Source organism: Clostridium paraputrificum, from assembly GCF_900447045.1.
GTDB lineage: Bacteria > Bacillota > Clostridia > Clostridiales > Clostridiaceae > Clostridium > Clostridium paraputrificum.
In genome coordinates this window covers 1,174,608-1,187,295 of record NZ_UAWH01000014.1, presented here as the reverse complement: position 1 = coordinate 1,187,295, position 12,688 = coordinate 1,174,608, and the positions used below count along the sequence as shown (strand labels likewise).

Annotated in this window: 9 protein-coding genes; 3 read left to right on the top strand and 6 right to left on the bottom strand. The window is 28.9% G+C overall.

Translation table 11 applies throughout. The annotated features are described in order from the left end of the window. Positions 1-11 precede the first annotated feature (11 nt). The 3 genes from asrA to asrC are packed head-to-tail and all read left to right on the top strand — an operon-like array spanning position 12 to position 2,901. Positions 12-1,043 carry an anaerobic sulfite reductase subunit AsrA gene (gene asrA, locus DR024_RS10595; RefSeq protein WP_111918754.1) on the top strand — a complete coding sequence of 344 codons (1,032 nt, stop codon included), beginning with the start codon at positions 12-14 and terminating at the stop codon, positions 1,041-1,043. Position 1,044: 1 nt separating this feature from the next. After that, positions 1,045-1,839 carry an anaerobic sulfite reductase subunit AsrB gene (asrB, locus tag DR024_RS10590; RefSeq protein ID WP_111918752.1) on the top strand — a complete coding sequence of 265 codons (795 nt, stop codon included), beginning with the start codon at positions 1,045-1,047 and terminating at the stop codon, positions 1,837-1,839. A gap of 12 nt (positions 1,840-1,851) precedes the next feature. Further along, entirely contained in the window at positions 1,852-2,901 is a 1,050-nt protein-coding gene (gene asrC, locus DR024_RS10585) for a sulfite reductase subunit C (protein WP_111918750.1), read from the top strand. 312 nt (positions 2,902-3,213) lie between these two features. Here asrC and DR024_RS10580 read toward each other — a convergent pair whose 3' ends face one another. The 6 genes from DR024_RS10580 to DR024_RS10555 form a co-directional block, all read right to left on the bottom strand. After that, the gene (locus DR024_RS10580) at positions 3,214-4,332 is read right to left on the bottom strand and encodes an NERD domain-containing protein (RefSeq protein WP_111918748.1); all 1,119 of its coding nucleotides are present in this window, start codon (positions 4,330-4,332) and stop codon (positions 3,214-3,216) included. Between the two features lie 168 nt (positions 4,333-4,500). After that, positions 4,501-6,003 carry a hypothetical protein gene (locus DR024_RS10575; RefSeq protein WP_111918746.1) on the bottom strand — a complete coding sequence of 501 codons (1,503 nt, stop codon included), beginning with the start codon at positions 6,001-6,003 and terminating at the stop codon, positions 4,501-4,503. Between the two features lie 3 nt (positions 6,004-6,006). Next, the gene (locus DR024_RS10570; protein WP_111918744.1) at positions 6,007-6,852 is read right to left on the bottom strand and encodes a hypothetical protein; all 846 of its coding nucleotides are present in this window, start codon (positions 6,850-6,852) and stop codon (positions 6,007-6,009) included. Positions 6,853-7,422: 570 nt separating this feature from the next. Then, positions 7,423-8,439: a DUF2971 domain-containing protein gene (locus DR024_RS10565; RefSeq protein ID WP_111918742.1), complete on the bottom strand. Its 1,017-nt coding sequence runs from the start codon at positions 8,437-8,439 to the stop codon at positions 7,423-7,425. Between the two features lie 61 nt (positions 8,440-8,500). Next, positions 8,501-11,662 (bottom strand): DUF3427 domain-containing protein, encoded by a 3,162-nt coding sequence (locus DR024_RS10560; RefSeq protein ID WP_111918740.1) that lies wholly within the window; start codon positions 11,660-11,662, stop codon positions 8,501-8,503. A 273-nt stretch (positions 11,663-11,935) separates the two neighbouring features. After that, positions 11,936-12,670 (bottom strand): hypothetical protein, encoded by a 735-nt coding sequence (locus tag DR024_RS10555; protein WP_111918738.1) that lies wholly within the window; start codon positions 12,668-12,670, stop codon positions 11,936-11,938. Positions 12,671-12,688 lie beyond the last annotated feature (18 nt).

The window sequence follows — 12,688 nt, the reverse complement described above, 5'->3', positions numbered from 1 at the left end:
GGAGGTATCATATGGGATATAATCTATCATTCCAAGAAGTAAATGCTTTATTTGAAGACTTAAAGAAAGAATACAAGATTTATGCACCAAAGAGATTTAAAAAACAAGGTAGATACTCAGATACAGACATTATAAAGTATGATGAAGTTTCTACTGTAGAAGAAATTGAGTTTAAGGAAAAATCACACTATCCAGTAAAGGAAGTAATAACTCCTATTACTCAAACCCTTTATTACTTTACAGAAGATGAATTTAGAGAAAGTTCTATAGGTCATAACAAAAAGATACTAATTTTTGCTAGACCTTGTGATATTAATGCACAAAGAAGACAAGATATGATTTATCTTCACAATGGTAACTTTGAAGATACCTTCTATAAAAGGATAAGAGAAAGAGTTAAATTTATTTGTATTGAATGTGTTGATGGATTTGACACTTGCTTCTGCGTATCAATGAACAGTAATAAGACTGATGATTACTCTTTAGCTGTAAGATTTAATGAATCTTCTTTACTGTTTGATGTTAAAGACAAGGAATTCAGTAAATTTTTCAATGCTAAAACAGAAGAAGAATTTGAACTAAAATTTATTGAAGAAAATGAAGCAAAAGTAACAATCCCTGAAATTAATGATAAAGAAATATTAATAAAACTTAAAAATCATCCAATGTGGAATGAATACAATAAAAGATGCCTTGGTTGTGGAAGTTGTACAATAGCATGTAGCACATGTTCTTGCTATACTACACGTGATATTGTATATGATTCTTTAGGTAAAATTGGTGAAAGAAGAAGAGTACAAGCATCTTGTCACATAGATGGTTTTGATGAAATGGCTGGAGGACATAACTTTAGAACAACTAAGGCAGATAAAATGAGATATAAAGTTCTTCATAAAATTCATGATTATAAAGCTCAATTTGGAGATGAGCATATGTGTGTTGGTTGTGGCAGATGTACTGATAGATGCCCTGAACATATTTCAATTACAGCTACAATAAACAAAGTAAATAATGCAGTTAATGAAATTATGGAGGAAAAATAATATGGAAAACAATATATTAACACCTAAATCATATGAAATTATTAGTGTTACTCATGAAACTAACCATGAATACACTTTTAGAGTTGCAACTGATATAGTTCCTGAACATGGACAATTCCTACAGCTATCCCTTCCTAAAATTGGTGAAGCTCCTATTTCCGTAAGTGGATTCGGACTAGGTTATATGGACTTTACAATAAGATCTGTTGGAAAGGTAACTGATGAGCTTTTCAAATTACAATCAGGAGATAAAATCTTCTTAAGAGGAGCATATGGTAAAGGCTGGCCAGTTGAAAAGTTTAAAAATAAAAATTTAATTATAATTGCTGGTGGTACAGGAGTTGCCCCTGTAAGAAGTATGATTAATAAATTTTATATTGAAGAAGATTATGTTAAATCATTAAATTTAATCTTTGGCTTTAAAGATATAGATTCTATATTGTTCAAACCTGAATTAGATAAATGGAGAGAGAAATTTAATACAATATATACACTAGATAAGGGTGAAAAAGATGGTTGGGAACAAGGTCTTGTAACTAAACATTTATCAAAACTTCCTTTAGACTCTTTTAAAGATAGCTATGAAGTTGTTATAGTTGGGCCACCAGTAATGATGCACTTTACAGCTCTTGAAATGCTAAAACTTGGTGTTCCTGAAGAAAAAATCTGGGTATCATTTGAAAGAAAAATGTCTTGTGCTGTTGGTAAATGTGGCCACTGTAGAATTGATGAAACTTATGTATGCTTAGAAGGCCCTGTATTTAACTATACTAAGGCTAAATCATTATTAGATTAGGAGGATACTTTTATGAATCATGATATAGATATTAAAAAGGTTAGATTAAATTGTTTTCGTCAATCAAAGATTCCTGGAGAGTTTATGCTTCAAATGCGTGTACCAGGAGGTCTTGTTAATGCTAAATATTTAAGTGATATTCAATATATTGCAGAAACTTATGGAAATGGTACTTTTCATATGGGAATGAGACAAACCTTCAGTATCCCAGGAATTAAATATGAAAACATCCCTTCTGTTAATGAGTATATTTCTAATTATTTAAAAGAAGTTGAAGTTGATGAATGTAACTGTAATATGACAGTTGATGAAAATGGATATCCTACAATAGGTGCTAGAAATGTTATGGCATGTATAGGTAATTCTCATTGTATAAAAGCAAATGCTAACACTAAGGATTTAGCAAATAAAATAGAAAGCCTAGTCTTCCCTTCTCATTACCATATTAAAGTTTCAGTATCAGGTTGTCCAAATGATTGTGCTAAGGCTCATTTCCAAGACTTTGGTGTTATTGGTCAATCTAGAATGATATATCATCCTGAAAGATGTATTGGTTGTGGTGCTTGTGTAAAAGCATGTGAGCATCATGCAACTAGAGTTTTAAGTTTAAATAAAAATGGACTTGTAGATAAAGACCCATGCTGCTGTGTTGGTTGTGGTGAATGTGTTCTAGCTTGCCCTGCAAGTGCATGGACAAGAAGTCCTCAAAAATTCTATAGAGTTGTTATAGGTGGAAGAACAGGAAAACAAACTCCTAGAATGGGTAAAACTTTCTTAAACTTTGTTACTGAAGATGTAGTATTAGGAATGTTTGCAAACTGGCAAAAGTTTTCTGCTTGGGCATTGGATTATAAACCTGAATACTTACATGGAGGCCACTTAATAGATAGAGCTGGATATCATAGATTTAAAGAAATAATTTTAGATGGAGTTGAACTAAACCCTGAAGCTTTAGTTGCTGAAAATATATACTGGGCAGAAACAGAATACAGATCTAATATAAACGTTAAACCAATTGGAAAACATAAAACTATAGAATCAAATAGAGAAGTACAAGATTAATCTAAAAAATGTTGACTTTTAAAAAAGTGGCTCCCCCTGTTTAGGGAAGAAGTCACTTTTTTTATCCATACCATTACAAAGCTCCAAGTCACATCAAAACAAATATTCATCCCACTCATACTAAAGATAAAGAAAAAACTTAACTTCTTAACTTCTTATGTTCTTAACTTCTTAAGAAGATAAGAAGTTAAGAAGTTATAGTAAAAATGCGGGTTTGAATGGATTTTTATGAAATAAATTTTGAAAATGTATATGTTTTATTTAAAAATAAAAATCCCTTTAGAATAACTCTAAAAGGATTTTCATCTCTATTTATATATTTACATATTTATTTATTATGTTTAAAAGGTCATCACCATACTTGTCTACCTTAACATGTCCAAAGCCTTGAATCTTTAGAAGTTCTTCTTTTGTTCTTGGTCTTTCCTTAACCAATAAATCTAAGGTATTATTATTGAAAAGAAAATATGGCTTATTCCCCTCTTCCTTTGCTTTATTATATCTATACTTTCTTATCTCTTCATATAAATCACTTGCATTATCTACTACCTGCTCTTCAGCTTTCTCTTCTTCCATAACCTCAGTTGCTGCTACTTGTTCATTTTCAACTGCTTCACTAGCAGTGACTTCTTCAGCTACCAAAGCTTCTTCAGAAGCCTCTTCAATTATAGATTCTTTAAAATCATCTTCTGTTAATCCATACTTAGCATTATAATCAAAAGTTATCTCCTTATTATTCTCTAATAAGAATTCAGCTATTTTAACCATGTGGCTTTCAAACATCTTGCCATCCTTTTGGCATTTACTTATCTTTTTCTTTAACATAGTTGTTATTTGATCATATTTATAAATTCCATTTTTTATAGCATAAGGTGCTTTACTTCTATTAATGATAGCTTTAGGATTTGCTATTATTACTGTAGAATAAATTGGCACTCTTTTAATAATTCCATTACCCTTTAAGAAATTTTCTAGTATTCTTATATGTCTTTCATTCTGAGCAATTGGACTATACATTCCCTCTTGCTTGAAGACCTTTCCTTCTTTAGTTTTAAATCTTCTTATAAACTCTCCAGCTTCATTTATTACAATATCTCCATTAAGTTTCTTTGTTTCAAGTACCATAATAAAATATTCTGTAATCAAGATATAGTCCATTTGAGCAACATAACCAGCATTTTCAATTCTTATATCATGTAAACAAATCATTGGAATAAAAGAATTCTTTAGCTCATAGCTTACTGCTCTTTCCCCTTCTAGACCTATCTTTAGATTTATTATGTCTCTTTGTATTTTCTTTCTTTTTTCGCTTTTTACTCTAGAAAATAGCTCTTCAAGATCATATAATTGCTTATTTTCACTTTCAAAATCTTTATAAAACTCTGGACCTTTTATTTCTCTAATATCTAATAAATTCTTTAAAAAAGACATATTATCCCCCCATAAACAAAAAATAGCGAAAGACATTTCCATCTTTCGCTTATAAATATCATACTATACTTTTACTAATTCTACAAATTAGACTACTTTTTTGATATACATATTATACAAAATAATTTATTAGTCATCTACGTTCTTTAATTTTTACCTGAAACCAAATTAATTTGTAAAATAACTCTCTATATCATTCATTGATTTAAGAATTTTTGCCTCTTTAACATTACACTCCGTTGCTAGCTCTATACTTTTATAAAAGCGTAACTCTGAGTTTATATCAAAATTAAAAGCAAATTCCATTATATCCCCTAGCTTATTGAACTTAAACACTATCTTTTCAAATTCTATCTGTAATCTATAATCTAACTCTTTTACTGCATAAAAATATCTCTTTTTATACTCATTAATCTTTTGTTGCTCTTTTTCATTTAATGTGTTTTTACCTAATTCAACTAATATGTTTGCAGTAATACTGCCTATAACAGCTCCTACCACTGGAATAGGTATTACCGATTGCCCTATTGCTCCACCCAAAGCAACCAAACTAGTTTCAAAACATAAAGCTTCACTTTGCTCAACAAAGTCTTCAAAACCTATTCTTTCATTTCTATAATCAGATAATAAAGAACTTACCCCAAATGTTGCTGATACCAATGCTCCTGCCATTGGAGCTGACATTGTAGTATAATTTGTTAATCCATATACAGCATATCCAGTAACTCCGCCTTTTATTGATTTACTACCTACATCTACTCCAATCTCTTTCCAGTCCTCTAATGAATAATCCGAAAAACTTTTACCTTCTTTTCTTTTTTTATATACATTAATAGCTAACGTCATGCCTCCACTAACTACCGCTGCTATTCCTGCAACTTTAGTGGCTTCCCCAAATGAAGGTTGTCCCTGTTCTTTTGCAACATCTGCTTTCTTTTTACTTTCTTGTTTTATATTTTTCTTCATTTCATCATTATCATTAGTTAATTCTTCTGTATGTCTATCTAGAGTTTCATTAACCTTATTTGTTTGTACTTCACTATATTTTGAAATAGCTGGCTTAATTATTTCGGAAAAAGGTTTTCCAGAACTTTTTTCAATTTGGTTAACCTTTTCTAATATGGCTTTTATAGATCTTTCACTTAATCCACTAACTTCTTCTCCATTAACAACTTTCATGATTACTTCATATTGATCTCTAGGAATATGATAAAAAGAGCTAGAATCACGTCCAAAATACTCATACTTATCCATATGCTCTAATATATGTTTCAAGGTATTATTAGTCCCATTAATAAATTTTGACTGTACCTTCATTCCATTCATTAAATAATCTTCCGGAGCTGTTCTACCAACATTTTCAAATGTAGCAGAATCCTCCAACCCCTTCAAAGCATTTCGTGCATTAGTTATTCCTACTTCAACCATTTCAGCTATTTCGCCATGCTTAGTTAAGTCACTACCTAATATTTTAGATGGTGTAGCTACATTTTTTCTAATTTCCTCAACTTTATTTAATGCATTATTAAAGCATACATCTTGGAAATTTAAATTCTTTACTCTCTCTTCGGCTATTTGAGCTAAATTTGAAATCATCTCTCCTGTTCTTAAATTATTCACATGTTCTGTAATTGCACCTATTGTTTGGCTTTGAATATTTTCACTTCTCATATACTAACTTACTTTCTCGTTAATTAACTCTGATAACGCTAAAACTGAATTAACTAATTCACCTAATTGATACTTTTCTTCTTCGGTAAATAAATTAAAATCACTTTTCTTAAAAGCTTTTGATCTAATTAGTAAACTACTCACTCCATTTTTCAACTTATCAATACTTTGTTTTTGAGTATCAACTTTTTTATCTAATATAAGTAGCTCTTCTTTAGCCTCTAATATATTTCCTAATTCTCTTTCTGCATCTTCAGCAATTTTTTTGTTTTTATGACTTGCAAATAAACCACTGCCTACTAATGCACTTCCACCTATAGCCCAACCAACTGGACCAGCTAAAGCTAATAGAGCATTTCCTGCGGTCATACCACCTCCACCTGCAACTAAGGCTCCTCCACCTAGCCAAGCTAATGCTGCATTACTAGCAGCTGCTCCAGAAAGTGCAGAAATAGCCGTTCCTGTAGATGCTGTTCCAAAAGTAGTAGCTATTGCCATTGCAGCTGATGGAGCAAATGCAGCAACACCTGCTCCTGCAATTACTCCTGCTCCTGCAGCACCTCCTGAAACCTTATTTACCCTTAAACTTTCAGCTTCTAACCTATTATGTTCTTGATCAAATTTTACTTTATTTAAGTTTGCACTACTTATTTTTTTACTATACTCCTTAGGACTATTAGTAATGGAATTTACAAAATTTTCTACTCTCCCTATTAAACCAACTGAAAACACTTTCACTTTATGTAAATCTTCAGCTTTTTTTACAGTTTGCATAAAAAACTTTTCATAACGTTTACCCTCATTCTCTAAATTTTCTAATGCTTGTTTCTTATAATTAGAATTAAACATATTATCCCCCCGTTCTAGTATCTACCAAGTTATATTTTACAATAATATTCTTTTTTTATCAATTATCCCATTTTATAATATCAAAACACCACATTATGCTTTTATACTCCTCCTTCCTTATCTAAATTACTATAGAAAATCTACAATATGCCCTATAAAAAAACTTATATCTCTTTTTATCATTCATTTCCTTCTAAAAACTTATATGACTACCAAATACCTTTTTAAGTGTTTCCTTCTCAGATATTTCTTTATTAAGAATTTCAAATTCCTTAAATTCAACCCTAACAGGCTTGATAATATCCCTTACTTCATCAAATTAATTCTGACATATCTCGCGAGCTAAGGATTTAAATAGATTACCTCTAAAAGTCTTTATGCTTAATCATTAATTTCACTAATCTGTCCATCGTCATTTAGTGCAAATCTCCAACCTATTCCCATAATTCTTCCTATATGCAAAAAAATAACGAAAGATATCTAGCTATCTTTCGTTTATATACACATTATATCGCTTATTTACTTTTTATAATATGATGGTTCTTTTTCTTTAGTTTAAGACTTCTTCACCTATAATTTAACTGCTTTTAAAACATATTCATCCTTGCTCATAACCATTTGATATACATCTAATTGTTTCTTTTCAGCTATTTCCTTTAAAGTCGCTTTATCCTTTGAATTTATCTTAGCTCCTAAATATAATTCTGATGGTTTCATCTTTAAATAATTATCCATTTTATTTAATAAAAAATTATTAATATCTATAATTCTCCACTCTTGTTCATATTCCCATTCTTCACATTTGCTAAGCAAAGAATATAAAAAATCATTATTACAAATATTATCAACATTTATTTCTTTAACTAACTTATTTGAATAAATAACAGGCATTGTCAACTCCTGAACTTTTAAACCAAGTTCTTTCATATCATATCCTATACAAAAACCTTCATGATTGTTAGCATAATGACTCCACATAAGAATTGAATTGTTTTTTTCACTCAAACAATATACTTTTAATATATTATCTAATATTTCATTTCTGAATGAATTAACTACATGTTTTTGAATTCTATCCTTGTCATTAAGCATAGTATTTATAATTTCATCTATATAGCCTTCTACAGAAGTAGCAGTAATATTTAAATTAGAATACTCTATTCCTAATTCATCATTGTCAAAATCATTATTTTTAATGTAATTAAAAAACATACTTTTTAACTCTAAATCATTTTCTGTTTTTTCCGGAATTTGTTTCAATATATCTTCTATTATTTTATAATTCTCTGCATCATCATTACTAGCTTCAAGCATTAATTTCTTTAAAATATTCTTTTGAGGCTCTATTTTTTCAACTTGTAGATTATAATTATCCTTATAATTTATATTTATTAAACAATCATATGGATCATTAAATCTTTTTGGATTACTAAAATATGCATAATCATTCTTAAATGCCTCAATTGTATATTCTTCTATACTTCTATATTTAAATAATTTACTTGGTAAATAATTATTCTTATACTTTGATATCTTGTCCAAAGGTACATTATTTTTCAATTGCATAGCAAATAGTTTTTTCCACATAACCCCATTTTACTCCCATTCGTTAATTCCACTTTTTTCAAACATACTTTAACTGCAAATATTACAAAATAATACTTTTATTTGCTTTATTAATTAACCATGAAGGAATCTCTTCTTCTAACTCCCAAATAAAACTTATTGGTTTACTACCACTGTGACTTCTATATTCACATAATCCCAAATAAGTAAATGGGCTAGTAATTCCATCTCTATTAGAGTATTCCCTAACAAATAATACTACCTTACTATTAAACTTCTTATGATTTATATATCTTTGCCCTGTAGGACTTTCTACAGAGGTTGTACTTTGACTTTGCCAATGAAATAGCTTTTCATTAATAGCATAATCCTCATATAAAGTAGAAGGAGAAAAATCTTTTTCACTCTTATTTAAAGTCACAAAGAATACATCTAATGGTTTATCTTTAAAATACTTTGTTCCTTCTCTAAAGGATGGTTTGTTTTCACCATTAAAATAATCAAATGCCGCCATAATCTGATCTCTTGAATATTCACAATGTAAATCTAAAGGACATATAAAATCTAAGTTTACATTTTTATCAACAAAGTTCAAATTGCTATAATTATATTTTAGTATTTCACAAACCTCTTCCATCATTGTTTTATTTCTAAGTAACTTTAATATTCCATCTTCTAATGAAGCTAAGCCTTCTTTATCTGGCGCATTATTATAGAATGTATAATACATCATGTTAAGAATTAATTTGTCTTCTTCATTTAATGAATTCAGAGGTATTTCATTATTAATCACCTTAAATATAAACTCAATTAATCTCCTTGAATTTATATGAAATAAGTTCTTAAGTTTCTTAGTTATATCTATTTCATTTTCATCATAAAAATCATCTCTTACCCCTGCAAGAACTAACATCCTTGAAAAACTTCTATCTCCTTGCTTACCATAGAAGTCTATTAAAGATAAATTATTATACTTTAAGAAGTTTTCTAAAGTAAGCTCAGTTAAGGTTTCCTCTTTAAATACTTTAAGTTTATAGATTAATTTTGCTTTATTATTAACTCCTGACTTAATATTTCTTAGAATATACTCTTTTGCTTGCTTCTCTAACTGTATATAACACCCTTTTGGTAGGGTTATAAACCCATTTTCTATATATTCCTTTACTGAATGATTCGATTTTCCAATAAGAGTTCTAAACTTTTCTTCAAAGTTATAATTTTTATGAGCTTGTCCAACGAAGTCTAAAACTGTTAGACACTCCTTACCTTCGCTTAATCTTAATCCTCTACCTAACTGTTGTAAAAATACAGTTAAGCTTTCTGTTGGTCTTAAAAATAGGATTGTATTTATTTCTGGAATATCTACCCCCTCATTATATAGATCAACTACAAAGATGAATTTAATCTCTCCGCTTACTAGTCTTTCCTTTGCTAAGTTTCTATCTTCCTTTTTAGTCTCATCAGTTAAGGCTAAAGAAGGAATACCAATATTATTAAAGCTATTAGCCATAAACTTTGCATGTTCCTTACTTACACAGAACCCTAAACCTATTACCTTATCTATATCTGTAACATATTTGTTTAAGCTAGTAACAATTTGGCTTACTCTTAAATCATTACCTGTATATACTTTATCTAATTTCCTAATATCATATCCTTTTCTTTTCCACTTTAATTTAGATAAATCCACATCATCTGTTACAGCAAAATATTGAAAAGGTGAAAGTAGCTTTCTATCTATAGCCTCTGGCAATCTTATTTCAGCACTAATCCTATCATCAAAATATTTAAATATGTCCTCTCCATCATTTCTTTCTGGAGTTGCAGTTAAACCTAATAATATTTTAGGTTTATAATAACTTAATAACCTTTGATATGATGGAGCAGCTGCATGATGAAATTCATCAACTATAATAAAATCATAGTAATCATCAGAAGTTACATCATAAAGACTTTTTCTATTTAAGCTTTGTATAGATACAAACAAATACTCTAGGCTATCTGGAGTTCTTCCCCCTACCATTAAATCCCCAAAGTTATTGTTTTTAAGTATAGCCCTAAAAGTATCCCTAGCTTGTTTTAATATTTCTTCTCTATGTACTACAAATAAAAGCCTATTAGCTTTCCCCTTATTATCAATGCAATAGTTTTTATAATCAAATGCAGAAATAACAGTTTTACCAACACCAGTTGCTGCAATTACTAAATTTCTATTTTTATTAAATAATTCTCTTTCTACCTTTAGCTTATCTAGAATTTCTTTTTGATAGGAATATGGTCTTATATCAAAGGTAAAATTAAATTTATTTTCTTCAGTTTTTAATTCATTTCTTAGGGACCTCTTTAACCTAATTTTCTCTTCATCACTACCCTTATAAGAAATAAACTCTGCATCATTCCAATAACTTTCAAAGGTAGCCTCAAACTTTCTAACAATATCAAAGGAATCTTGTTCAGTAATTTTTATATTCCACTCTAACCCTGAAGTTAAGGCAGCATTTGAAAGATTAGATGATCCTATGTATGCAGTAGTAAAGCCTGTATCTCTTTTAAACATATAAGCTTTTGCATGAAGTCTAGTTCTTTCTGTATCATAAGATATTTTTATCTCTGTATTAGGCAATTTGCTTAACTCATTAATAGCCTTAAAATCAGTAGCTCCCATATATGAAGTAGTTATGATTCTAAGTTTTTTGCCACCTTGAGTAGCCTCTTCTAAACTATCCATAAGACATCTGATACCACTCCATTTAACAAAGGAAACAAGTAAATCAATGCTATCACAGGATAATATCTCTTTATTTAATTCACTTAACATATTAGGTTCTAATGATGCCCCTGTGAATAGAGAGCTTTGAGAAAGAGGTGTTGCAGGTCTTATAGCCTTTTCTTTTGTAAGTGCCCTTTTATTATTTATTCTTGAATAGAGAGCTGTTAGCATTTCTCCATTTTCATCTATTTTATATTTTTTTATATCCTCTTCATCGGATATTTCACTAAGAATATTGATTATTTTATTACAAGCTTCAATTTGTCTTAATAACTTATAGTCTTTTTCTTTCTCTTTATCTCTAATATAGTTTAGTGATCTTCGTATTACTGATTCTATATATTGAGATAAAAGTACCTTTGCTTCTTCTTTATCAATGTTTTCTTTATCTATTATGAAATTTTCTTTGTTTATTCTATCTAATTCTTCTAATATTTTAGTGTTTATTATTTGCTCATATAACCCTTGTTTCATTTTCTCCACCTTTTATATGATTTTCTTAGATATAGAATTCTATAAACCAGTCTTTTTTCCTTTTTAATTGACTTGTTTTCCATATAATAATTACTCATCCACCTAGTTTTATTTAATCTTATTTGATTTTATATAATGTTAAAGAAGCCTGACAACATCAGGCTTCTTTGTATATTTGTGTTATTTAATCCTTTTTAACTTTAGTTCATAATAACAATTTCATTATCAAAATGTTATTATAAATCCATTAAACTATTTATTTTATTATATTTATTACAATTGAACAGCAATTAATTGGTCTGAATTAAAAGATAAAAATGGATCTATATTTCTTTGAACAAAGTATTCTTTTAAATTAATAATACACTCATCTAAAATTATCTCATATATTCTTTCTGGATAACAAAGTTCAAAGTATTCATCGCTATCAAATCCATTTTCACCACATGCACCCATAAAATGCACATAATAAGGACGTTCTCTTTCTTCAAAGAAACTTCCACCTAAAGTTCTTCTCCTCATCTCGTGAATAAGGTTATTCCTTTCCTTCCAAAGTAAATTTATATGTTGAAACATTTCTAAGAATACTCTTTCACCATTGTATTCGTATCTTCTTGGCCACATTTCCTTAATTGTATCTATTTCTATATCCATATTAATATCAACAGGTATGGAACGTGGAATCTCTTTATATTTAATTTCTACAAATTTTCTAATTTTATTTAATTCTACGCTGCTATCTTTTTGCAAGTAATAATATAGCTGAGGAATACTAACTTTATCTAAATAATCTAAGCTAGTCATATCCTTAATAAGGCTACAAAATCTAATACGGTTACTTCTTTCTTTTGGTTTATATGATTTTGACAAAAAATCTAACAAAGATATATTTAATGTTAAACGATGATTCCTTAAATACTCTCCATTATTTTTAATAGTATCAATTGATTCCTTTAATTCACAAACTATTTTAAAAAAGTTTTCTATATTATCTTTATTATTTATCATTCAAATATTGCCCCCAAA

Coding starts and splice junctions, on each gene's coding strand:
- asrA (WP_111918754.1), top strand. CDS start 12: ATGGGATATAATCTATCATTCCAAGAAGTAAATGCTTTATTTGAAGAC.
- asrB (WP_111918752.1), top strand. CDS start 1,045: ATGGAAAACAATATATTAACACCTAAATCATATGAAATTATTAGTGTT.
- asrC (WP_111918750.1), top strand. CDS start 1,852: ATGAATCATGATATAGATATTAAAAAGGTTAGATTAAATTGTTTTCGT.
- DR024_RS10580 (WP_111918748.1), bottom strand. CDS start 4,332: ATGTCTTTTTTAAAGAATTTATTAGATATTAGAGAAATAAAAGGTCCA.
- DR024_RS10575 (WP_111918746.1), bottom strand. CDS start 6,003: ATGAGAAGTGAAAATATTCAAAGCCAAACAATAGGTGCAATTACAGAA.
- DR024_RS10570 (WP_111918744.1), bottom strand. CDS start 6,852: ATGTTTAATTCTAATTATAAGAAACAAGCATTAGAAAATTTAGAGAAT.
- DR024_RS10565 (WP_111918742.1), bottom strand. CDS start 8,439: ATGTGGAAAAAACTATTTGCTATGCAATTGAAAAATAATGTACCTTTG.
- DR024_RS10560 (WP_111918740.1), bottom strand. CDS start 11,662: ATGAAACAAGGGTTATATGAGCAAATAATAAACACTAAAATATTAGAA.
- DR024_RS10555 (WP_111918738.1), bottom strand. CDS start 12,670: ATGATAAATAATAAAGATAATATAGAAAACTTTTTTAAAATAGTTTGT.